Annotated in this window: 34 protein-coding genes and 4 pseudogenes; 28 read left to right on the top strand and 10 right to left on the bottom strand. The window is 40.6% G+C overall.

The features are described from left to right. Positions 1-231: pseudogene (locus HK413_RS12195) on the top strand (hypothetical protein); the annotation flags it as partial. 135 nt (positions 232-366) lie between these two features. After that, entirely contained in the window at positions 367-858 is a 492-nt protein-coding gene (locus HK413_RS12190; RefSeq protein ID WP_175270332.1) for a gamma-glutamylcyclotransferase family protein, read from the top strand. A 112-nt stretch (positions 859-970) separates the two neighbouring features. Here the strand turns inward: HK413_RS12190 and HK413_RS12185 are convergent, their stop codons facing one another. Together HK413_RS12185 and mdh are read right to left on the bottom strand one after the other, a co-directional pair. After that, a complete protein-coding gene (locus HK413_RS12185; protein WP_175270331.1) occupies positions 971-1,291 on the bottom strand; it encodes a hypothetical protein in 321 nt (106 codons plus the stop codon). Between the two features lie 76 nt (positions 1,292-1,367). Next, positions 1,368-2,342: pseudogene (gene mdh, locus HK413_RS12180) on the bottom strand (malate dehydrogenase). A gap of 467 nt (positions 2,343-2,809) precedes the next feature. Between mdh and HK413_RS18340 the strand changes: the two are divergent. Both HK413_RS18340 and HK413_RS18335 read left to right on the top strand, forming a co-directional pair. Further along, positions 2,810-3,226, top strand: a complete 417-nt coding sequence (locus tag HK413_RS18340; protein ID WP_246230463.1) for a glutamine synthetase beta-grasp domain-containing protein — start codon at positions 2,810-2,812, stop codon at positions 3,224-3,226. Next, on the top strand, positions 3,145-3,819 hold the full coding sequence (locus HK413_RS18335; RefSeq protein WP_317169555.1) for a glutamine synthetase: 675 nt from the start codon (positions 3,145-3,147) through the stop codon (positions 3,817-3,819). The genes HK413_RS18340 and HK413_RS18335 overlap by 82 nt, the downstream gene beginning before the upstream one ends. A gap of 46 nt (positions 3,820-3,865) precedes the next feature. Here HK413_RS18335 and HK413_RS12170 read toward each other — a convergent pair whose 3' ends face one another. Next, a complete protein-coding gene (locus HK413_RS12170; RefSeq protein WP_175270330.1) occupies positions 3,866-4,267 on the bottom strand; it encodes a gamma-glutamylcyclotransferase family protein in 402 nt (133 codons plus the stop codon). 66 nt (positions 4,268-4,333) lie between these two features. Between HK413_RS12170 and HK413_RS18330 the strand changes: the two genes are divergently transcribed. From HK413_RS18330 to moaA, 12 genes and pseudogenes are all read left to right on the top strand, one after another. Next, on the top strand, positions 4,334-4,690 hold the full coding sequence (locus tag HK413_RS18330) for a hypothetical protein (protein WP_246230461.1): 357 nt from the start codon (positions 4,334-4,336) through the stop codon (positions 4,688-4,690). After that, positions 4,600-5,691: pseudogene (locus HK413_RS12165) on the top strand (glutamine synthetase family protein). Before HK413_RS18330 ends, HK413_RS12165 begins: the two are co-directional and overlap by 91 nt. 20 nt (positions 5,692-5,711) lie before the next feature. Further along, the gene (locus HK413_RS12160) at positions 5,712-6,662 is read left to right on the top strand and encodes a PQQ-binding-like beta-propeller repeat protein (protein ID WP_217452293.1); all 951 of its coding nucleotides are present in this window, start codon (positions 5,712-5,714) and stop codon (positions 6,660-6,662) included. Position 6,663: 1 nt separating this feature from the next. Further along, positions 6,664-7,097 (top strand): annotated as a pseudogene (locus HK413_RS22635) (pyrroloquinoline quinone-dependent dehydrogenase); the annotation flags it as partial. A gap of 15 nt (positions 7,098-7,112) precedes the next feature. Beyond that, on the top strand, positions 7,113-7,325 hold the full coding sequence (locus HK413_RS22630; RefSeq protein WP_449406797.1) for a c-type cytochrome: 213 nt from the start codon (positions 7,113-7,115) through the stop codon (positions 7,323-7,325). A 105-nt stretch (positions 7,326-7,430) separates the two neighbouring features. Beyond that, complete coding sequence (locus HK413_RS12145; protein ID WP_217452292.1) at positions 7,431-7,826, top strand: outer membrane protein assembly factor BamB family protein; 396 nt, start codon at positions 7,431-7,433, stop codon at positions 7,824-7,826. A gap of 150 nt (positions 7,827-7,976) precedes the next feature. Next, entirely contained in the window at positions 7,977-8,273 is a 297-nt protein-coding gene (locus tag HK413_RS15555; protein WP_217452291.1) for a hypothetical protein, read from the top strand. Continuing rightward, entirely contained in the window at positions 8,251-8,934 is a 684-nt protein-coding gene (locus HK413_RS12140; RefSeq protein WP_217452290.1) for an aminoglycoside phosphotransferase/kinase family protein, read from the top strand. Before HK413_RS15555 ends, HK413_RS12140 begins: the two co-directional genes overlap by 23 nt. Positions 8,935-9,199: 265 nt before the next feature. Next, the gene (locus HK413_RS18325) at positions 9,200-9,505 is read left to right on the top strand and encodes an HAD family hydrolase (protein WP_317169554.1); all 306 of its coding nucleotides are present in this window, start codon (positions 9,200-9,202) and stop codon (positions 9,503-9,505) included. Between the two features lie 14 nt (positions 9,506-9,519). Then, entirely contained in the window at positions 9,520-9,969 is a 450-nt protein-coding gene (locus HK413_RS18320) for an HAD hydrolase-like protein (protein ID WP_246230459.1), read from the top strand. 137 nt (positions 9,970-10,106) lie between these two features. Continuing rightward, on the top strand, positions 10,107-11,042 hold the full coding sequence (locus tag HK413_RS12130) for an aldose epimerase family protein (RefSeq protein ID WP_175270326.1): 936 nt from the start codon (positions 10,107-10,109) through the stop codon (positions 11,040-11,042). 58 nt (positions 11,043-11,100) lie between these two features. After that, on the top strand, positions 11,101-12,090 hold the full coding sequence (moaA, locus tag HK413_RS12125) for a GTP 3',8-cyclase MoaA (protein WP_175270325.1): 990 nt from the start codon (positions 11,101-11,103) through the stop codon (positions 12,088-12,090). A gap of 76 nt (positions 12,091-12,166) precedes the next feature. Here the strand turns inward: moaA and HK413_RS12120 are convergent, their stop codons facing one another. From HK413_RS12120 to HK413_RS12110, 5 genes are all read right to left on the bottom strand, one after another. After that, the gene (locus tag HK413_RS12120; RefSeq protein ID WP_175270324.1) at positions 12,167-12,661 is read right to left on the bottom strand and encodes a hypothetical protein; all 495 of its coding nucleotides are present in this window, start codon (positions 12,659-12,661) and stop codon (positions 12,167-12,169) included. Between the two features lie 375 nt (positions 12,662-13,036). Next, positions 13,037-13,282 (bottom strand): P63C domain-containing protein, encoded by a 246-nt coding sequence (locus HK413_RS22335; RefSeq protein WP_394353172.1) that lies wholly within the window; start codon positions 13,280-13,282, stop codon positions 13,037-13,039. A gap of 104 nt (positions 13,283-13,386) precedes the next feature. Next, a complete protein-coding gene (locus HK413_RS15545; RefSeq protein ID WP_217452289.1) occupies positions 13,387-13,779 on the bottom strand; it encodes a hypothetical protein in 393 nt (130 codons plus the stop codon). After that, the gene (locus HK413_RS22330) at positions 13,776-13,970 is read right to left on the bottom strand and encodes a transposase (protein WP_394353171.1); all 195 of its coding nucleotides are present in this window, start codon (positions 13,968-13,970) and stop codon (positions 13,776-13,778) included. Before HK413_RS22330 ends, HK413_RS15545 begins: the two co-directional genes overlap by 4 nt. Next, positions 13,967-14,719 carry an IS1595 family transposase gene (locus HK413_RS12110; RefSeq protein ID WP_217452288.1) on the bottom strand — a complete coding sequence of 251 codons (753 nt, stop codon included), beginning with the start codon at positions 14,717-14,719 and terminating at the stop codon, positions 13,967-13,969. Before HK413_RS12110 ends, HK413_RS22330 begins: the two co-directional genes overlap by 4 nt. Positions 14,720-14,884: 165 nt before the next feature. On the opposite strand from HK413_RS12110, the gene HK413_RS15535 reads away from it, so the two are divergent. The 9 genes from HK413_RS15535 (at position 14,885) to HK413_RS22325 (ending at position 18,787) form a co-directional block, all read left to right on the top strand. Further along, on the top strand, positions 14,885-15,334 hold the full coding sequence (locus tag HK413_RS15535; RefSeq protein WP_217452287.1) for a MoeA family protein: 450 nt from the start codon (positions 14,885-14,887) through the stop codon (positions 15,332-15,334). Continuing rightward, positions 15,331-15,660 carry a molybdopterin-binding protein gene (locus tag HK413_RS15530; protein ID WP_217452286.1) on the top strand — a complete coding sequence of 110 codons (330 nt, stop codon included), beginning with the start codon at positions 15,331-15,333 and terminating at the stop codon, positions 15,658-15,660. Before HK413_RS15535 ends, HK413_RS15530 begins: the two co-directional genes overlap by 4 nt. A gap of 32 nt (positions 15,661-15,692) precedes the next feature. Further along, positions 15,693-16,085, top strand: a complete 393-nt coding sequence (locus tag HK413_RS15525) for a MoeA family protein (protein WP_217452285.1) — start codon at positions 15,693-15,695, stop codon at positions 16,083-16,085. After that, on the top strand, positions 16,085-16,336 hold the full coding sequence (locus HK413_RS20065; RefSeq protein ID WP_262886904.1) for a cyclic pyranopterin monophosphate synthase MoaC: 252 nt from the start codon (positions 16,085-16,087) through the stop codon (positions 16,334-16,336). The genes HK413_RS15525 and HK413_RS20065 overlap by 1 nt, the downstream gene beginning before the upstream one ends. Beyond that, positions 16,302-16,559: a cyclic pyranopterin monophosphate synthase MoaC gene (locus tag HK413_RS20060; RefSeq protein WP_217452294.1), complete on the top strand. Its 258-nt coding sequence runs from the start codon at positions 16,302-16,304 to the stop codon at positions 16,557-16,559. Before HK413_RS20065 ends, HK413_RS20060 begins: the two co-directional genes overlap by 35 nt. Before the next feature lie 111 nt (positions 16,560-16,670). Continuing rightward, positions 16,671-16,991, top strand: a complete 321-nt coding sequence (locus HK413_RS12095; protein WP_175270323.1) for a hypothetical protein — start codon at positions 16,671-16,673, stop codon at positions 16,989-16,991. After that, positions 16,964-17,749, top strand: a complete 786-nt coding sequence (locus HK413_RS12090; RefSeq protein ID WP_217452284.1) for an NTP transferase domain-containing protein — start codon at positions 16,964-16,966, stop codon at positions 17,747-17,749. The genes HK413_RS12095 and HK413_RS12090 overlap by 28 nt, the downstream gene beginning before the upstream one ends. Further along, positions 17,724-18,587 (top strand): HesA/MoeB/ThiF family protein, encoded by an 864-nt coding sequence (locus HK413_RS12085; protein ID WP_217452283.1) that lies wholly within the window; start codon positions 17,724-17,726, stop codon positions 18,585-18,587. Before HK413_RS12090 ends, HK413_RS12085 begins: the two co-directional genes overlap by 26 nt. 44 nt (positions 18,588-18,631) lie before the next feature. Next, a complete protein-coding gene (locus tag HK413_RS22325; RefSeq protein ID WP_217452282.1) occupies positions 18,632-18,787 on the top strand; it encodes a rhodanese-like domain-containing protein in 156 nt (51 codons plus the stop codon). Positions 18,788-18,852: 65 nt separating this feature from the next. Here HK413_RS22325 and HK413_RS12080 read toward each other — a convergent pair whose 3' ends face one another. Together HK413_RS12080 and HK413_RS12075 are read right to left on the bottom strand one after the other, a co-directional pair. After that, positions 18,853-19,182 (bottom strand): molybdenum cofactor biosynthesis protein MoaE, encoded by a 330-nt coding sequence (locus HK413_RS12080; protein WP_217452281.1) that lies wholly within the window; start codon positions 19,180-19,182, stop codon positions 18,853-18,855. A gap of 98 nt (positions 19,183-19,280) precedes the next feature. Beyond that, positions 19,281-19,523: a MoaD/ThiS family protein gene (locus tag HK413_RS12075; RefSeq protein ID WP_175270322.1), complete on the bottom strand. Its 243-nt coding sequence runs from the start codon at positions 19,521-19,523 to the stop codon at positions 19,281-19,283. A gap of 536 nt (positions 19,524-20,059) precedes the next feature. On the opposite strand from HK413_RS12075, the gene HK413_RS12065 reads away from it, so the two are divergent. From HK413_RS12065 to HK413_RS20055, 3 genes are all read left to right on the top strand, one after another. Then, positions 20,060-20,704: a peroxiredoxin family protein gene (locus HK413_RS12065; RefSeq protein ID WP_175270320.1), complete on the top strand. Its 645-nt coding sequence runs from the start codon at positions 20,060-20,062 to the stop codon at positions 20,702-20,704. 477 nt (positions 20,705-21,181) lie between these two features. Then, positions 21,182-21,877, top strand: a complete 696-nt coding sequence (locus HK413_RS12060) for an alpha/beta hydrolase family esterase (protein ID WP_175270319.1) — start codon at positions 21,182-21,184, stop codon at positions 21,875-21,877. Continuing rightward, positions 21,874-22,008 (top strand): hypothetical protein, encoded by a 135-nt coding sequence (locus tag HK413_RS20055; protein ID WP_262886903.1) that lies wholly within the window; start codon positions 21,874-21,876, stop codon positions 22,006-22,008. The genes HK413_RS12060 and HK413_RS20055 overlap by 4 nt, the downstream gene beginning before the upstream one ends. Positions 22,009-22,039: the final 31 nt, after the last annotated feature.

The raw sequence follows: 22,039 nt of genomic DNA, 5'->3' as shown, positions 1-22,039 counted from the left end.
ATGATAGGTATATCCAACGCGCATAAACGCATTGCCTGGGTAACGCAGTTGGGTAAAAACTTTATCCACGTGGTATTCCCGTTTAAGCAGCATTATGAAGATAATCTATGTTTCCAGAAAGTAGGGCAGGTGCCGGGACAAAACCAGTTTAACCACCATTTAAGGGTTTTGAATATTGCCGATATAAATGAGGAAGTGTTGGCGTATATGCGATTGGCGTACGAAATGTAATAAATGGTGTGGTACGCAGGCAATCGAAACTTTGCGTACCCAGAGTGGCGCCTTTAATTACTTATACAAAGTGTCTGTAATTTATATAACATTTTATTATACCATGCGTTTAAGTAAGAAGCCATAATTGTTCCCATGATACTATTTGCATATGCAGGTAACATGAACCTGGAGAAATTCGCGAAGACCGTACCGTCTGCCAAAAAGATAGGTATAGGGAAGCTGCCGGGGTATGCCTTTGCTTTTAATAGTACCGGCGATGATGAATCGGCTAAAGCCAATGTGATGAAATCGTATGAGCATGACGCTGTAGTCTGGGGAACCCTCATTGAGTTGGACGATGAAGAACGCAGTAACTTTCATGATCCTTTATGGAATACCACCCTCAAGCTGGAAACTGTACTGTGTTTTGATTTGGAAGATAACTTATACCACGCCGAAGTATTTGTAACGCAACCCCATGCTATCACCCCGTATTTATTACCCTACGACTGGTATCATGCCAAAATATTAAAACTGGCTAAGAATGCAGGGTTACCTCATCATTACATCAGCCAGATAGCTATAATGCCTTATAAGATAGATCCCGACGAGATTCGCCGGCAACGGAGGTTGAAGAACCTGTAATAATAAAGCCGCCCCAGATAGTGAGGCGGCTTTATTATTTAGCCTTTTGTGGACTGTGTATCCATGGTTTGGTCGCCACCCCGTTTTTTCATTTTAGCTTTACGGCTTTCCTTTAATTGCGCGTATGTTTTTGCTGATCGGCAGTAAGTACCGCATTCACCTGTTCTTCTGATGTTTGCATCAACACTTTAATTGCCTGCCTGTTAGTCTTTTTGTCATCTGTTGTGTTAGCTCTTAAGCTGTCAACTTTGTTAGCTCTTGCCAATAATATGGTGTTGATCTTTTCAGCTTGGGCAGCATCCAGGTTTAAGTTCTTTTGTAAAGCTTTTAGCTGGTGCGTTACGCGTTTATCCGGCGATTTGGTTAAGATCTGTGCATTTGCAAACATTACCGACCCTGCCAGTAAACCTGCTATTAAAAGTAATTTCTTCATGTTCCTAATTTGTATTTGTAATGTTTTGTTTGATAGTCGCGTAGTTAAAAGGTTTAATATCAAACAAAAAAGGCCCCTACAATGGTAGGGGCCTTGCTATATTGTAAGTAATATTATAATAAATTACTATCAGTAAGCACTGGTTCATGGCACGTACCGCATCGGCACTTTTGTTAAATGATGCTTGCTCATCGGCAGTTAATTTAAAATCAACCACTTTTTCCCAGCCGCCTTTACCTAATATAACCGGTACTACTAATGAGATATCTTTCTGGCCGTATTCGCCCTCTAAAGCTACACCGCAAGAAATTAGTTTCTTTTGGTCGCGCACAATAGCTTCGACCATAAACGCGGTACCTGCACCCGGAGCGTACCAGGCAGATGTACCGATCAACCCTGTTAAAGTAGCGCCGCCAACCATAGTTGATTTAACTATTTTGTCTTGTTGCTCCTGCGATAAGAACTGAGTAACCGGGATACTGTTCCGGTAGCGTGGTTAATTAACGGGATCATGGTAGTATCACCGTGGCCGCCAATAACAACCGCGTTCAAATCGGCAGGTGAGCAGCCTAATTCCCCGGCTCAGGTAATATTTAAACCTTGCTGAATCCAATGCGCCACCCATACCTATAATACGCTCTTTAGGCAAGCCTGACGTTTTAAGCGTAAGATAATTCATGGTATCCATCGGGTTTGAAACCACAATGATGATGGTGTTAGGTGAATGCTTTAGTATATTCTCAGTAACGCTTTTAACAATACCGGCGTTTACACCAATCAGTTCCTCGCGGGTCATGCCCGGTTTACGCGGCAGGCCAGAGGTTATAATAACAACTTCAGAATCGGCAGTAGCTGCATAGTCATTAGTTACGCCTTTTATTTTAGTATCAAACTCCAACAGGGCAGAGGTTTGCATCATGTCGATAGCCTTGCCTTCGGCAAAACCTTCACGGATGTCCAATAAAATAAGTTCTTCTGCTAATTCTTTTCTGGCGATGTTATCCGCACATGTAGCACCTACTGCACCGGCACCAACAACTGTTATTTTCATAGTATTAATTTGTTTATATTTTATGAAGTGGTTATCGCTTTTTAAAGCATTATCAACAATTTCATAAGGATTTGATTTTAAGAAGCGTTTATTGTGTGCAATTTTAATAAAAAATTATAAAAAACTGTCTGTGCATTGTTAAAATAGCATTATTAGTACATAAATAGATTGGTTTATACTTATTAGGATTAAATAATGATGATTTACTGCATTCTTACATAATAGGTTGGTTTGGTAATTAAAAGTTTATGCAAATTGGCAAAAACAGCTGATTTGTATTTTTAATGCCTTATTTTATTGTTTTTACCGTCATTAAATAGTTTTATTGTAACAATTTATATTTTTTTAACTTTTTTGATAAATTTTGTAAAAAATAGAAATATTAATATAAATTTGCTACCATATAATTATGGCGATAGGCTAAATAATATAATCTGAATCAAACTTTACAAAAAATAACTTAAAACATGGCAACAAAATTAGAGTACATCTGGCTTGATGGCTACAAACCAACTCAAAGCCTGCGTAGCAAAACAAAAATCGTAAAATCTTTTAGCGGTAAGGTTGAAGATCTGGATAACTGGAGCTTCGATGGTTCATCTACCGAGCAGGCACCGTGTGGTTCATCAGATTGTATCTTGAAACCTGTTTTTACTTGCCCTGATCCACAAAGAAAAGACGCGTATTTAGTAATGTGCGAAGTGTTGGATTCAAAAGGTCAGCCACATGAGTCAAACGGCCGTGCGCTTATCCGGGATGATGACAATGATTTTTGGTTCGGTTTTGAGCAAGAGTATTTCTTGTGGGATCAAAAACCGACAAACCTCTTGGTTTCCCGGCAGGTGGATACCCTGCACCACAAGGTCCTTACTACTGTTCGGTAGGTGCTAATAATGCATATGGCCGTGAGATTGTTGAAGAACACTTAGACGTATGTTTAGAAGCCGGCTTAAACGTTGAAGGTATCAATGCCGAAGTTGCTGCCGGTCAGTGGGAATTCCAGATTTTTGCTAAAGGCGCTAAAGAAGCTGGTGACCAAATTTGGGTTGCACGTTATTTATTAGAAAGAATAGGCGAAAGCTATGGCGTATCAATTAACTGGCATTGCAAACCACTGGGTCAATTAGACTGGAATGGTTCTGGTATGCACGCTAACTTCTCAAATACTTTATTACGTACTGCTAATAGCGAAGCTAAATTTAAAGCAGTTTGCGAGGCTTTCCGTCCTGCAGTTGCTGAGTGTATCGCTGTATACGGTGCCGATAACGATCAACGTTTAACTGGCAAGCACGAAACTGCTTCTATCCATGATTTTAGCTATGGTGTATCAGATCGTGGTGCTTCTATCCGTATTCCACTTTACGCTGTAGATCACAACTGGAGTGGTTACTTAGAAGATCGTCGTCCTAACTCGGCTGCCGATCCATACAAAGTAGCTGCAGTTATCATTAAAACTGTAAAATCAGCTAAGATCTAATTTTAGCTAATTACATATCAAAAATAGCGATGGGTTAAACCTATCGCTATTTTTGTTTAAGGTAGCTTTTATAATCACCAGATTTTATCTCTACCAAACCCTCCACCGGGAAATTATATAAATACACCCAACAATCAGCCGAAGCACCACCAGTTTCAACCGGAAAAAGTTTTCGGATAAATAAATTAGGTTGATGCTGATCATCACCATATCCTTCGTAATCATCTATTGCTTTTAATGCATCGTGCGATGTTAAACGGTAGACATCCCCGATAATATTATAGTCATTCTTTGTGCCGGTTATTGCACCCGGGTATTCACCCACATCATACAATCTACCCTTAAATTTGCCACTATTATAAAATTTAGCATTGCTTCTTAAATAATTGCCAAATTCATTATGAGTATCTAACAACGTCCCGTATACAAACAAAAGATCATTTATCATTTAAAATATAATTTTTAGGTTAGGATAGTTATCTTGCTTAATATTGAACAAGTTTTTATCTACGCCATGAACCAGGATCAAATTACAGCATATATTCAGGAAAATAACATACAAAAAATAAAATTCGCTTTTGCCGATATTGATGGGGTGCTGCGCGGAAAGGTGATCCACTCCAAAAAATTTTTGGATGGTTTGCAAAGTGGTTATGGTTTTTGCGATGTGGTTTTTGGCTGGGATAGCAACGATGTATGTTATGATAATGTCGAGCTTACCGGATGGCACACCGGTTACCCTGATAAGCCCTGCTATATTGATCTTTCAACCTTTCGCCGGTGGCGTGGCAGGATAATATCCCTTTCTTTGTTGGTGATTTTAGCGACGAGAATGGTAAAGGTTTGGCAGCTTGCCCACGCAGCTTGTTAAAACGTATTACAAAAGACTGTGAGGCTTTAGGCTATCACCCGGAGTTTGCACAGGAGTTTGAATGGTTCAACTTCAGGGAAACACCGCAGAGTTTACAGGATAAAGGTTTTAGCAACCTCGAGCCATTAACACCGGGTATGTTTGGCTATTCCATATTAAGAACTTCAGAGAACAGCGAATTTTGTGATGATCTGGTTGACCTGCTGGCTAAGTTTAATATTCCGTTAGAAGGATTTCATACCGAGACCGGCCCGGGTGTATATGAGGCTGCGATACTGCACAGCCACATTATAGAAGCAGCGGACAGGGCAGCAATATTAAAAACCGCTGTTAAAGAAATAGCTTATAAGCATGGTATTGTAGCCACCTTTATGGCTAAGTGGAATGAGAGCCTGCCCGGTTGTGGCGGTCATATTCACCAAAGCCTGTGGAATAAAGATCAAACTCAAAACTTATTTTATGATGCGAAGGACGTAAATAAAATGAGCGAACTGCACAAGCAATACTTAGCGGGTCAATTATATTGCCTGCCGCATATATTGCCTATGTATGCACCTACTATTAACAGTTATAAACGTTTAATTGAAGGTGCCTCGGGCACCAACAACCATAACCTGGGCCATTGAGAACCGTACTACTGCATTTCGCGTGCTAAACCCGACAGAAGGATATACCCGTTTAGAAACCCGAATCCTGGTGCAGATACCAACCCGTATCTGGCAATGGCTGCCGCGCTTGCGTCGGGCTTGTACGGTATCAAAAATAAGCTGAGTTTGGACGTGCCGCAGACAGTTGGTAATGGTTATCAAAATAAATCAAACGGTAGCATACAGCCAAACTTATATGAGGCAACTGTCGATATGAAAAGATCGGCCATTGCTAAGGAAATATTGGGTGCCGATTTTGTGGAGCATTTTACGCAAACCCGTTTATGGGAGTGTAAACAGTTTGCCAAAAGCGTTACCGATTGGGAGCTGAAAAGATATTTTGAAATAATATAAACAACTATAACCTGTATTAAATGCGTTTTATCCAAAAGGCTGTAGCCTGTTTGTGGATTTTTGCTGTGCCTTTCAACATGCATCTATCTAAGGCGCAAACTAACATAAATACAGGTTGGGAAGTTTATGGAGGATCTAAAAAATCTATCAGATATTCATCTCTAAAACAGATTAATACTACTAACGTTAAACAGCTACAGGTTGCGTGGATCTATCATACCGAAGATGCGGATGTCAAAGGCTTATCTCAAATTCAGTGTAATCCTATAATTGTAAATGGCATTTTGTATGGTACTACGCCACGTTTAAGTTTGATAGCGCTTAACGCAGCAACTGGCGAGCAGAAATGGATCTTTAAGCCAGAAACTTATCTTGGAAAAGAGGTCGCACTGGGCCTGAATAACAGCCGCGGGGTTACCTATTGGCAAAGTGGGAAGGATAAACGCGTGTTATACGGAGCTGGCTCTAATGTATATGAACTAAATGCAGAAACGGGGGAATTAATCAAAGAGTTCGGTAAAAACGGTGCGATCAATCTTCATGACGACTTAGAGCTAACCAATAAAAGTACTTACATCGCCGCTACCTCGCCGGGGATAATTTACAAAGATCTATACATTGTAGGAGGAAGGGTAAATGAGAGCGCCAACGCAGCGCCCGGCAGTATCCGCGCGTTTGATGTGCGTACCGGTAAGCTGCGCTGGATCTTTCATACCATACCGCACCCGGGCGAGTTTGGTTATAATACCCGGGAGGATAAAGAAGCCTGGAAACACATAGGCGGTGCCAATTGCTGGTCGGGGTTTAGTATGGACGAGAAGCGTGGTATATTATTCGCACCTACAGGATCAGCCTCCTTTGATTTTTATGGGGGTAAAAGATTAGGGGCAGGCTTGTTTGCCAACAGCTTGCTGGCGCTTGATGCCGCTACGGGTAAATTAAAATGGCATTACCAAAGTTATCCATCATGATATGTGGGACAAGGATTTGCCGACCCCGCCTGCGCTGGTCACCATTAAAAGAAAAGGTAAATTGATTGACGCCGTAGCACAGCCCACCAAGCACGGTTTTGTATTTGTACTGGACAGGGTTACCGGTAAACCGTTATATCCAATAAAAGAAGCGACTGTGGCTACAAAAAGCGAACTGGAGGGCGAGAAACCCCGCCAACGCAGCCTATCCCAACCCGGCCGCAGCCATTTGTAAGGCAAAGTTTTACAGAGAATGATATCAATCCCTATATATCTGCTGAATCAAAAGCTGATATATTATCCCGTTTAAAAAGCTATCGCTATGGCAATATGTTTTTGCCGCCGGGTAAACAGTCGTCTGTGATATTTCCCGGGTTTGATGGCGGCGCGGAGTGGGGCGGGCCGGCTTACGATCCGCAAAGCGGATTGCTGTATATAAATGCTAATGAAATGCCATGGATCCTGACCATGATAGCTGCAAAAAAGCGCCCTGATAAAGTTGAAACTTTTGCTGCTGCAGGCGAACGGCTGTTTGCTAAAAACTGCATGAGCTGCCACGGACAAAACAGGGAAGGAGCGGGAAACGCGCCGACCCTTATCGGCATAGAAAAAAGTACACCCGCAGCCAAATTGATACGCTACTGCAAACGGGCCGCCGGATGATGCCTGCGTTTAAAGATATCGCAAAGCAAGAACGGGACGCTATTTTAGCTTTTATTACCAACAACAAGGAAGAGGGCAAGCATAAGTTCACCAGCCCTGCGCCAATTGACCCATACCGACCTGCCTTATGAAATGACCGGTTATAATAAATTTTTAACCGCCGAGGGCTTGCCGGCAATATCGCCACCGTGGGGTACTTTAAATGCTATCAATCTTAACACCGGTAAAATAGCCTGGAAGATCCCGTTAGGCGAAGATGAGAATTTGATTAAGCAAGGTTTGCCGGTGACCGGAACCGAAAATTACGGCGGGCCGGTAGTTACAGCCGGTGGGTTAGTGTTTATTTCAGCTACAAAGGATAAAAAAATTCGCGCTTTTGATAAACGTAATGGCAAGTTACTGTGGGAGGCTACCTTACCAGCTGCGGGTTTTGCTACGCCAAGTGTTTATTTATTAAATGGTAGGCAATACCGGTTATTGCCTGTGGCGGTGGCAAGTTAGGTGCGCCATCAGGCGATGCTTATGTAGCTTTTGCGCTGCCTGATCAATAGGATTGTTGAAAAAATGGCCTGTTTAAAATGATTTCTATCATATCTTTGCGGTCCTTTGAATTTATAAACCGAATGGACTATTCTATAATTATTAAAAAGCGTGGGAAGGCTACGATGCTTCAAAACCATTAAAGGTATTGAAGACATCAGCGCGATGGTATCAACAAACAGGGTTTTTAAAGTTACATTTGACGATGACGATATAGTTATTGCCAAACTATCGCACTTTGGTAAGTACGAGCATTTTAAGGAAGATCATCGAATTATACATAGCTTATCAAACAACCTGCTTTACCCGTTCGAGAATTTCCTGTCAAAATCATTATTAAAAAATAATAGGGTATATATTTATCATTATAAATTCAGGCAAACTGATGCCTGGGGTAGTTTTTTATAACCCAACCCGGATATTTGACCGTATGCCACGCCGTTTGGATGAGCATCACATCCGCAAACTTGGCCAGCAGGTTGGTAAGTTTCATAAAGCCTGCGCGCGGATTAAAAGTGTGTTGCCAAAATCATCAAAAACGTTACGAACGGATATTTATTCGCTATTACATCAGTTAGAAATAAAAGAAAAACAGTTTGGCAGCGCGATGCAGGTTGATTTTCTGAAATATCACTGCGAGACTTTCTTGCGGAACCGCTCTAAATACAACATGAGCTCTTTCGAGATCATTCCGGTCTTTATTGACTGGAACATAGGTAATTTCTCAGTCGATCAAAACTTAAATCTATATTCTCGTTGGGATTACGATTGGTTCAGGATGAGCTATAGGGTGCTTGATTTCTATTTCCTGAGCCGGGTAGTATCTGATGTTGGTGACCGTACCATATTTAGTTATGGCATTAAAACATTAATGGAAGACAGGTTTATCATATTCCTTAAAGAGTACCACCAGGTAAATCCGTTAACCGCGAACGAGATCAGATTTTTAAAAGAGGCCTACCGGTTTTTTATCCTGAATTACGTAATTAAAGACGGTAAATATTTTTTTAGCGAACAATACGCCAAAAATTGCAGGCTGAAGCATTTGAACTGTACCTGCCCTCGGTAGATCGTGATTTTGATGCCGAAAAATTATAAAAGCGCTGGGGTTAGCGTAATGAGTGCTGAGTTTTAAGTAATTGTTTTTAATTTAACGCATCCAAATAATAAAAATAAGAGTACACAATATCATCGCATAAATAAAGTAAACTCAGAACTCACAACCCACCACTCAAAACTTCTATGATCCAAATAGATAACTTTAAAACTATAATTGACAAGTATAATGTTATCTTTTTCGACGCCTTTGGGGTAATAAAAACTACCAGGGCTCGGTGCCGGGTATCGAAAAAACATTCGAGTACTTAAAGGAGCAAAATAAAGAATATTACATCGTTACTAATGATGCGTCGCGCAGCCCGGTGCAGTTGGCATCATCCTACCATAAAATGGGCCTGCATGCTATTACTCCCGACAGGATCATATCATCAGGCATGTTAACCAAAGAGTACCTCTACCTTAAAGTACCCGAGGGTGTAGTCGCCTATTTAGGTACCGAAGGTTCGGCGCATTATATAGAAAGCCCGGGATTGCATCCAATGCCTATAAGCGATGTTAATGAGGGTAATATGGACCAGTAAAAGCGCTGCTGTTTTTGGATGATGAAGGTTTTGACTGGCAAAAAGGCGTTAACATAGCCATTAACTTATTGCGCAAGCGCACAATCCCGGCAATTGTTGCCAATACCGATCATGCTTATCCTGTTACTATTCATGATCTTTCTGTAGCCATAGGTGGACTGGCAATGATGGTGGAGACTATAGTAGGTAAAAAGTTTATTCGTTTTGGCAAGCCGGACTCGCAGATGTTTATGTTCGCTTATGACCTGATTAGGGACTATCGCCCTATCAGCAAAAAAGAAATAGTAATGGTAGGCGATACCTTACACACAGATATTTTAGGTGGCAATAAATTTGGCCTTGATACCGTTTTGGTGCTGTCCGGAAATACTTTACCTAAGGATGTGGATACCCGGATCACATCAACCGGCATAGTGCCAACCTACATTTGCGAAACCGCAGTTGTAGAAAAAGATATGTTTTAATTTAATCATGGTTTATAATCCAACAGCAATAACAATACCCCGTGCATCAGCATTTAACCGGAAGATTGCCGGCCGGCAGATTGAATTGTATCACCTGAAAAATAAAGCAGGTATGCAGGTTGCTATTACCAATTTTGGTGGGTACCGTAGGAGCCTGGCTTCCTGATAAAAAGGGGAGATTAACCAGTGTTATAGTTGGGTTTGACACTATAGAAGGTTTGGCTAAACAAACGAGTTATTATGGCGCTATTGTTGGGAGATATGCCAATCGTATTGCAAAAGGCAAGTTTACTTTGGAGGGTGAAAAATATAGCCTGCCTATAAATAATGGCCCAAATAGTTTACACGGCGGCAAAGCCAACTTTAGCTATAAAGTTTGGGATGCTAAGCAAATTGATGAGCAAACGGTTGTTTTAGAAACACTTTCTGAGCATACCGAAGAAGGTTACCCCGGTAATTTACAGGTTAAGGTAACATATACTCTTACCGAGAACAATGAGATCACTATAACGTACGAAGCAACTACTGATAGAACCACGGTTGTTAACCTAACCAACCATGCTTATTTTAATTTAAATGGTGAGGGCAACGGTGATATATTATATCATGTTGTGCAAATAAATGCCAGCCATTACACCCCGATAGATAGTACCCTGATACCAACCGGCGAAATAGCACCGGTAAAAGGTACGCCGTTTGATTTTATCAACCCCGAAAGGATAGGAAAAAGAATTAATAATGACCATCCACAATTAAAATTTGCTAAAGGTTATGATCATAACTTTGTTTTAAACAGGCATGGTGCACATTTACCGGTCGCAAGTGTTACCGGTGATATAACAGGTATTAAACTGGAAGTTTTTACAGACCAGCCCGGGTTGCAATTTTATACCGGCAATTTTACACCGGGAACAAATTTAACCAGGGGCAATGTTAAAGATACCATGCGTACAGCATTTGCCATGGAAACACAGCATTTTCCAGATTCGCCTAATAAGCCAAACTTTCCATCAACCGTGCTTAAACCGGGCGAGGTTTATAATACGCAAACCACTTATAAATTTTCTGTATAGGTATCAGCTTATTAATATTGATGTGTTAACTTTATATCGTTTTAACAGGGAGATATAATTGCTGGTAGATAATCACGGTAGAAAAATTAATTACTTGCGCCTGGCAGTTACCGACAGGTGTAATCTGCGTTGCTTTTATTGTATGCCCGAGGATGGTCTTAACTGGCTATCGCGCACAGAACTAATGAGCTACGAAGAAATGCTTCGTGCCACTACCTTGTTGGTAAAAATGGGGATCGAAAAGATTCGCATTACCGGCGGCGAACCATTTGTGCGTAAAGACATCATGAAATTGCTGACCACCCTCTCGCAGCTAAACGGATTAAAAGAACTAAGCATTACGACAAATGGGGTACTGACTGCACCGCATGTTGCCGAAATGAAGGCTTTGGGTATCAGATCTGTTAACCTTAGCCTGGACACGCTGGATGCTAACCGTTTCTTTGCCATTACCCGTCGCGATGAATTTGCGGATGTGATGACCACTTTAGATGAACTGCTAAAGCATGATTTTGAAGTGAAAATAAACGCGGTAGTGATGGATGGTAGAAATACACAGGACATCATACCGATAGTCGAACTGACTAAGGACCTCCCCGTAAGCGTACGTTTTATAGAGGAAATGCCTTTTAACGGCGATGAGGATTCATACCGGGGCGTAGTTTGGGATCATGTACGGATCTTGGATGAGATAACCGATCATTACCCTCAAATACAAAAATTGGTTGACCCTGCTTATTCTACTGCCTATAACTATCAAATTCCGGGGCATAAAGGCAGCGTTGGTATTATTGCCGCTTACTCGCGTACGTTTTGTGGTACCTGTAACCGTATCCGCATTACGCCACAGGGCACATTGAAAAATTGTCTGTATGATGATGGCGTGTTGAATATTAAAGACCTGATGCGGTCGGGCGCAAGCGACGGGGAAATAGAAAAATACTTACTCAACGCCTTTAACCACAGATCTGTTGATGGTTGGGAGGCAGAGCGATTACGCGTCGAGAAAACCGGTGTACATGAATCTATGGCTACTATTGGGGGATGAGACCTATCTGGCGGGAGACGCAAAGCATTGGTAACTATATATTAGTTTACACCAATGAAAAATTGCGTCAATAAAATTAAGGTTTTTCTTTTGGGATTGTTTCCCAAATCCAGTAAGGGTAGTCTCTATGCACAGGATAAAAATATAAGAAAATCTGCCAAGCAACTACAGCAAACGCACCAATCACGAGCCACCATGTTAAAACATTTAAACGAGTTGAGTTCGTCGCTAAAAGGACATCCAATGTTCGACGACGGTCAATCTCCAATTGAACCAGCAAAGCGTCGTTTGCGTCTTTTAAAGCCTTAGCTACATAACCCCCATTATCTATAAATAGCCTGCCGTCAAAATTTGAAACGTAATTACCATGTCCGCTATAATTTGTAGAAGTTACATAACCATCTTTGAGTAATTTCAAAAGTATTTCGAATATCTCCTTTTCATACCCATCTGCGCCGACCAATGGCGTTAAATTAACTGAGTGTAAAATATCATCCCGAGAGGCATTAACCACTTTTTGCAGTACAATATTTAACTTTTGTTCTGGGGATAGGTCGGGTTTATAATCCATAACTTAAGAGGCTGGGTTGAGCCTCTTAAGTTATAAATAAGTTTTTGAAAATCAATCGTTAGGTCTATTTGTCTTTAGGATTGTAGTTTAATGCTGTTTTTAGTTTAGTATTGAAGTCAGATAGAGGTTCTTTATGTTCTTCTGGTTTAATTTTTTGTTCTTCTTTTGGATCGGCAAACAAATCGAATACATAATTTTGACTGTCTGATTTATTTTTTAGTTTACGAGTCTTAAAGTCAGCAGACCTCGCCAATTCTATTAAATCCTTTTGAAACTTCTTACCAAAAAGCTTTAAAAAACTTTTCCAATCATCCGAAATATTCATAAGTGTAATAACAGAAATTAATTGTTTTTCTAAATGCGGCTCACCCACATCTAAAGTAAGACTTTGATGTAACCTTGCTGTTTTATTTCCAGAATCACTTTTTGGTGTCTTTTTTCCAATTCGGCCAACACACCATTTGGTAACAGATTGTAGATAAGATTCTTTGTCCATGTGCCAATAACACCGGGTCTGTTTTTTATACCATTTACTGTATAGTCCCACCCATTTAGCCTGAATATTTCTTTATAAAATTCATCTGGGAATCTCTTTTGCCAAGGGAGTAATTCCGCTGCTATATATGCACTTAAAATCTTTTGAAGTTCATCTTTTTCACGATTATGTTGATACCCTGTTGCTTCATCAATTAAAGCTATAATACCAACCTTAGCAACCGATCTAATTATAATCTCTGCTTGCTCAGCAAAAACTTTTGATTATCTCTTAAAACGCCGGCTTTATTTAGGGTTATTAGAGCATCGCAAAGGTCTATCAAAGCAGTAGCATCATACCCGTAAGTTATTGGTTGTGAGCCACCTGCATCAACTCTTTTAAATTTTATTGGCTTTAAAATGCCGGCTAAGATTTCAGGGTCAATATTGGTGGTGATATTTTTAGTTCCTATGAATGTTTTAAGCCAATCCCCGCTACTGCCTTCATATCCCAATGCTTTTTGCATCGCCCTACCCGATAACACCCTCGTACCATCTTCTAATACATAGCAAGGTATTTCTACTGTTCCTAATTTTAAAGGAGTTTTATCTGAACCATAAGAGGCTTTTAAAATCTTACTCATTTTGTCAATTGGTTATAGGTTAAACGGTTGGTGCAATTCGAAAGTAGTGAATTAAAACGGATTAGGTCGGTAGTTTTACGGCTGTTATAGCGGAATGAAAATTCATCAGCATACTTTTGAATGTGTTTAGGTGATATATTATGATAGATACCGATTACCATTCGGTCAAAAAGCGAAAAGCAACCCTCTATGCCATTAGTATAATAAATACCTCTGCCGTATTCTTTTTGGTGTGGTCAACTACTCCATGATGAGCGTAATCCTTACCTACCTTAACATAAGTATTCGCTGTATCTGTCATTAAAACGCTTTCAGTATCAACATTGGCTCTTACCATATCAGGAATAAAGTCTGTTGGTTTAACGGCTTGTAAACGCAATCTACTGCCACGCTCTAAATAGCCTACCATAACAGTTTTATTATTGTGGCGATCAGCTTTATTTTCGGCTATAACTTTACGCTTTTTATTACTCATGTTCTTTGTCTTCCCGCCATGCACCGTCTCGTCTACTTCAACAACTACACCTGAACCACCAAGTTTATTATTGTTGTTTGGGTCAGTTTCGGCACTATCAATACCAAAGCAATTGCGGATACGTTGCAACATAAACCAAGCAGTCTTTTGAGTAACGTTTAAATCACGTCCTAACTGTAAAGAAGATATTCCTTTTTTGTGACCTGTAATAAGGTAGATAGCTATAAACCAAGTTTGTAATTCTATTTTGGTATTATCGAATAAAGTTTGAGTACGAACGTTAAAGTATTTACCTGTATTTTTGCACTTGTAGCCACGTGCAGTAGTGTAAACTTTAGATGTTTCATCAAATGGGCTTACTACGTTACCGTTCCAACGCAATTGCTCTAAATGCGCTGTGCAAGTAGCTTCATCAGGGAAAGCTTTTATTAGTTCTCGTATTGATTTAAACTCTATATTTATCATTGCGTTGTGAATTACAATGTAAATATAGAAGTTAATTACACCAATTGCAAATTTATTTTAAATTAATTGGTGTAAAGTAGTATATAGTTACCAAAGCATTGCGTCTCTATATGCAGATAAACGTAGAGACGCAATGCTTTGCGTCTCCGGATAAATAATAATGAGATGATAACTGTCCAGCAAGCCGAACAATTGATATTTGAAAATACGCGCGATTACGGCGCCGAAATAGTTTTGTTTGACGAAGCTTTGGGCCGCGTATTGGCCGAAAACATAAAAGCAGATCGCGACTTGCCCGCCTTTAACAGGGTTACGATGGATGGGATAGCCATTAATTATCGATCCTTTGAAAAAAGAATAACGACTTTTAATATAAAGGCTACTCAGGCAGCCGGAGATCAACCAAGTGATATTGACAAGTCTGACGAGTGTATTGAAATAATGACCGGCGCTGCACTACCTGATTCTGTCGATACGGTAATTCGTTATGAAGATATTGAAATAAAAGATGGTAAAGCGACGATTTTAATTAACAACTTAAAAAAGGGACAAAACCTTCATTTAAAAGGTAATGATAAAAACAAGGCGACCTGTTGCTCACCCCCGGGCAATTGATAACACCTGCTATCATTAGCCTGCTTGCATCAGTTGGTGAAGCAGAATTACGGGTTAAATGCTTGCCGCGCGTGGTAGTTATATCATCAGGCGATGAATTAGTGGATGTTCAAGCTACGCCATCTCCTTACCAGGTCAGAAAGTCGAACAGTTATATGGTGCAGGCTATTTTAGCTGGTCAAGGCCTAAAGGCAGATATAAGGCATATTCCCGACGATCCTGAAACAATCAAGCAGCAATTACATATCTGCCTTCAAAAATATGATGTGCTGTTGCTAACCGGCGGTATTTCCATGGGTAAATTTGATTACATCCCCGTGTATTAAAAGATCTGCAGGTAAATCAGGCATTTCATAAAGTGTTGCAACGCCCGGGTAAGCCTTTTTGGTTTGGCAAGCATGATAATGGGGTAGTGGTATTTGCTTTTCCCGGTAATCCGGTGGCTACCTTTATGTGTACGCAACGGTATTTTATTCCGTGGTTAAATGCGTCGTTAGGATTAGCGCCTAAACAACCTGTTTACGCAATTTTAGCTGCTGATTTTTCATTTCAATCTCCATTGGAATATTATCTGCAGGTAAAATTAGATTTTAATGAACAGGGGCAACTATTAGCTATGCCGGTTGAGGGTAATGGTTCCGGTGATTTTGCTAACTTAGCAGATACAGACGCGTTTATGGTATTGCCTTTAGAAAAGAATGAGTTTAAAAAGGGCGAGACATATCGCGTTTGGATCTTTAATCAAATATAATGAGCGAATTCTCTCATCTCGATAAAGCTGGTAAAGCTACAATGGTTGATGTTTCGACAAAAGCGGTAACACATCGTACAGCTACGGCGCGCAGTATTGTTTACCTGCCGGATGAGGTATTAACGCAATTGGTTGGCGGTGATTTGCAAACCAGAAAGGTTCAGTTTTTCAAACCGCCATCATTGCCGGCATTATGGCTGCTAAAAAACCGGCGACCTGATCCCGCTTTGTCACCCATTAGGCTTAGATAATTGTCAGATCGATATACAGCTAAACGATCAGCAGGAAGTCGTGATAGATTGCACGGCCACCATTACCGCTAAAACAGGTATTGAAATGGAAGCTCTGGTAGGCGCAAGCATTGCGGCATTGACTATTTATGATATGTGTAAGGCATTGAGCCATGATATTGTTATTAAAGAAACCAAACTGATAGCAAAAACAGGAGGTAAACGTGATTTCAAACGAGTATAACCAGCCTGAAGGCAAGCATAAAAACACGCTTCGCTGGCCCGGCCGGTAGCCGGTAATTTTGGTCGAAACGAGTGGGCGATACTTGGCGCGCCCTGTATCAATATTAAATTATTGGCTGCCGATGTTATAGCCGCGCTATCACCGCAGTATAAATGCGCTTATGCAGATTCCTCACATAATGATGAAGTAATATCATTGCCTGGTCGCCCGGCAAGCGGCGCGGTTTTAGAATATACAGATCAGTTGAATAACCACCAGTTTAATTACAGTGCCGATTTAAAACCGATAAGTTTTAAACAACAATTTGCTGCTGCCGACCTGATATTGGTTAATGGTAATCATCAGCCGGCCAAAGCGCAGGTAGTTATTATTTATAATAACAAAATGGCATCGCTGCAAAAAGGGTGGAGCAGCTCACCAATGTCGAACTGATATTATTGGCTGATACCGACGATGTATTCGATTTTATAAAGGATACTATCCCCAACTGGCAGCAATTACCAACTTATCGCCTTGACGAAACGGATAAGATCATCGATTTTTTTAAGACTAAAATGCTGCAGGCCAAACCTAAACTAAATGGATTAGTGTTAACCGGCGGGCAAAGCCTTAGGATGGGACATGATAAAAGCACTATAAACTGGTTTGGTAAAGAGCAGCGCTATTATATGGCTGATCTGTTGAAAGAATATTGTGATGAGGTGTACATCTCCTGCCGTGCAGAGCAACAACAAGAGGTAGCTGCCGACTACCCAACCTTACCCGATACTTTTACCGGCCTGGGCCCGTTTGGTGCGATATTATCCGCATTTCGCGAAAAGCCGGATAATGCCCGGCTGGTTGTAGCCTGCGACATGCCGTTATTGGGTGCAGAAACGTTTAAGCATTTAATAACTAACCGTAACCCATCAGCAATAGCAACGGCTTATGAGAGTGCTTTCGATGGTTTCCCCGAACCGTTAATTACTATCTGGGAGCCTAAGAGTTACCCTGTATCGTTGGCTTATTTAGCACAAGGATATTCATGTCCCCGCAAGGTTTTAATAAATAACGATACCACCTTGCTAAAACCTTTAAATGCGGATGAATTAACTAATGTGAATACCCCCGATGATTTTGACAAGATAAAGCGCCAGATCCATCAAAAAATTCCTCAACCTAACTATGGAGCCCGATTTTTCGAGATATAGCTGCCAGATAGCATTGCCCGGTTTTAACGAAGCGGCGCAACAACTATTGCAACAAGCTAAGGTTTTAATAGTTGGTGCCGGTGGATTAGGCTGCCCGGCTGCTCAATATTTAACAGCTGTGGGTGTAGGTACGCTTGGGGTTGCTGATTTTGATATGGTATCTATAAGCAACCTGCACCGGCAAATCTTATATACACCGACGGATGTCGGTCAAAAAAAAAAAACTGCAATAGCCTGCCAAAAACTGCAACAACAAAACCCGGGTATCAGGTTAGTATTGCATGACGTAAAGATCACCTCTGATAACGTAGTTGATCTAATCAATCAATATGACATTGTTGTTGATGCAACAGACAATTTTGAAACCCGGTACCTGCTTAATGACGCTTGTGTAATGACAGGTAAACCCGTTGTTTACGGCGCTATATATCAGTTTGAAGGGCAGGCCGCGGTTTGGAATGTAAATAATGCTGATGGTACCCAATCTCCTAATTACCGGGATTTGTTCCCTGAAGTAGATGCCACCCAAATACCAAATTGTGCCGATGGTGGCGTTATACCTACGCTGGCAGGAATTATCGGCTGTATCCTGGCAAACGAAGTGATTAAACACATTACCCAAACCGGCGAGTTATTGACAGGAAAAGTAATGGTTTTTGACGCGCTTACCCTGCAAAGCCGCATCATCAAAATAGGGAAGGTAACCAAAACCAATATTAGCGGATTGGTCAAGACTGTTCAGGTATTAACTATGTCGGTAGACGATGTTAAAAAAGGATTAGTTGATCATACTTTAGAGTTGGTTGATATCCGCACCGACCAGAGCGGGACGAAATAGATATCGGAGGTATCCATTTTGAAGCAGACGAGATCGATGAAAATATGGATTACCTAACCAATGAAAAGGTTAAAGTACTCTATTGTTCGATAGGTAAAAGGAGTGCAGAGGCTGTTAAGCAAATCAAACAAAAAGCGCCAACTGCAAAAGTTTATTCTTTAGAAGGCGGACTACAAGCCCGGTTTTCCTCCCCAAAATAACCACCCTGCAACATTCGCTCAATCACTCATTCAATAATTCACTCATTGATCTCACGGGTGTGCCGCTACCCAAACTTCGCCGTCTTCAAATATTTCTTTTTCCAGATAGGTACGGTTTGCTTTAGGGTGTCTATGATAAAACGGCAGGCATCAAAGGCGGCATCCCGGTGGGCGGCAGCTACGGCAATAATTACAGGTATTTCGCCAACTTGCAAAACACCGGTGCGGTGATGGATCAATATTTTCTGCACCGGCCATTTATCAAAAGCATGTTGAGCTATTTTTTGCATTTCACTCGCAGCCATCTTCTCATAAGCCTCAAATTCTAACCTGATAACGGCTTTACCTTTGGTAGCATTGCGCACGGTACCAATAAACACATCTATCCCCCGCATTCGGGCGACATCACCCAGTCGATGCAATGCTGCACATCAAGGGTTGCTACGGATAGTTTTATTTCTATATTCATGTTTAGATAGGGCAGGGTGAGGTATTATCCGCCGCTAACCGGCGGAATTATGGCAATCTCATCACGTTCATGTATGTTATCACCGTCAAGCGCATATTCGTTATTAACGGCTATCATGTAAGTTGCCAGTTTTTTTAACTTCGGGTATTGTCCTTCTAACAGGTATTTTAAGTTAGACACCGTAGCATCATTCACCAGTTCAACATCAACTGTCGAACTACCAAAAATTTCCTTTGCAATGCCGAAAGCTAATATATTGATCCTCATGTTAATAACTATTTATAAATATCTCTTAAAGATTAATGTAAAGTTAATAATTGGCCTGTATTTTGCAGATCAAAAGTAGTTTAAATTAGAATTAGCGCCATGTTAATATATATACCTAAAATAGTAATTGCACATTATTCAAATATCGACAAAGTTAGATTTGAAAACGCCAACGGTGAAATACAAATGCTTTTAGAGAAAGATTTAACCAATCATGATGTGAAAATTGAGGATGAGGCTGATCACTATTTAAATCCACGCAACCAGAAATAGCTGATATCTTAGTAATTATAAATTTTATTCTTGATTATCAGGTTATTATAAAATTATACTTATAAATACTATAAAGTATATAGATTTAGTAGTACATTTGAAATGTAATTGAAATAGCCACTATGAAACGTAGTAAAGTACCCAGCACTATAAAGATCATTTCGGGCAGACAGGCCAAAGGGTTTCGAATGTGTTTTTGTTGTTGCCAACCGACGCCTGCATCTATCTATTAAATCTATTATCAACTTTCAATTTACTTTAACATGTTAACTACCATCAACAAATATCCGTTTTTCGATCTGTCTGAAATTATTCCTGAGCCTAACTTTAGTTACAAACCATACAAGAAGCTACAACCGGTTAAAACCGGTAATTTAATACCTGATATTAACCTGGTAACTGATTTTAAGAGGTGGAAAAACTTTTATAATGGTGCGCCAGCTCACGGTTCTATATCTTTAAAACACTTATATGGTAAGCCCTTGGCTATAGCTTTTTATTCGAAACACTGGAAGGATAGGGGCGTTGAGCAGCTAAAAGAACTAAATGCCATCCAATCAGAGATTAAAGCTAATGGTGGCAACCTTTTAATTTTAACTGATGAGGCGGGTGATGAGCAGTTAGCTAAAATTACCTGGGAAAATAATTTGTCTTTAAATTTTTATTACGATATCAATAACGAAATAGCGCAGCAGTTCAGGATTTACTCAAAAGATGATCCAACATGGAACCGTTTTTCGGGGATTGATGTTAACATCCCTTTATTGGCTATTTATGTAATAGATACCGAAAGGTATGTTGTTTATGATCATGTTGATCGTGACCTCTCGGCTACATTGATAGTTGATGATATTATTTCCTCAATTTACGAAGCATCATTAACAAATACCCGCAGGAAATCCGCGTAAAATATTATTTGGTTTGGTTTACAAGTGAAAAGAAAGCCGCTCTATCGATAAGATGAGCGGCTCTTTTCATTTTAATACGTGCGGTAATGTCTTTTACCGTTGCGGTAATAGTAATGTCTTCTAACTGTAACACTACCCCTTGACCTACTTCTGCTAACTACAACCGGGCCGCCCGGTCTTGGTGGAGGCGGTGGTGTTTTCAAGTGGATACGCGGTAGCGGTGGACGGCCACCCGGAGGCGGCGGTGGCGCCGGTAAATGTATTTGTGCTTCCGCAACAGTAAATGTGCACGCGGTAATAGCTGCGATAACTAATGTTTTAATGATTTTCATAGTGCTAAAATATCGAGTAAGTTAAGTATGAAATGATTGAATAATACTTACAACCTCAAATACCCAAAACAGTTTTAAAAACCGTACTAATAAAATAAACGTTTTTAATGATAATTGGTTATTTGTCAAACCCGGAAGCAACTATATGCGATATTTTACTTTAATGATGCTGCTTTTTAGCTTTTTATTCGCTCGCGCCCAATCAATCACTCCGTTAATAAAAGGCGAGCTGGTGATAGACGGTAATAAGCGCTCCTTTGCTACGTACCTTCCGCCAGGTAATAAAACCAGTAAAATGCCGCTGGTTATTTCGCTGCATGGTGGCTTTGCCAGCCCGAAGGGGATGTTCCATTTAGCCGATTTTCGCCCGGTTGCCGACCGCGAAAAGTTTATCGTAGTTTGTCCGGCATCAAAACATATCTGGCATGATGGCGCTAACTTGCATGGTATTGATGATGTAAAGTTCATAGACCAGCTTATCACCTATATCATTAAAACCTACAATGCTGATCCGGATAGGGTATATGTTACCGGGATTTCCAACGGTGGCTTTATGACAGCCCGGCTGGCCTGCCAGTTAAGCCAGCGTATAGCCGCTGTAGCAATAGTTGCAGCTACATTAGATATTGGCGAAGGGTATGACTTAGAAAGGCCTATGCCTGCCCTGTATATGCACGGTACCAGCGATCCGATAGTAAAATATGATGGCGGAAAGTTATTTGGCCGCAGCGTTTACTCGCAGGATGTTGTTATTGATAAATGGATTGCCCTAAATAACTGCGAGAAGGTACCCCGGTTACTGCTATACCCGACGTTGCAAATGATGGTACCAGCATTTTGAAAGAAGAATATATAAATCCTAAAAATGGACTAAAAGTAGTTGGCTATACCATTATTAACGGTGGCCATACCGGCCGGGTGGATGGCAATACCTGCCAAAGTTTATTATCGGAAAAACTACTCATAACCTAAATGCTTGTGAAGAGATCTGGGATTTTTTAAA

This window comes from Mucilaginibacter humi (genome assembly GCF_013087555.1).
This window is presented reverse-complemented; position numbering and strand designations above follow the sequence as displayed.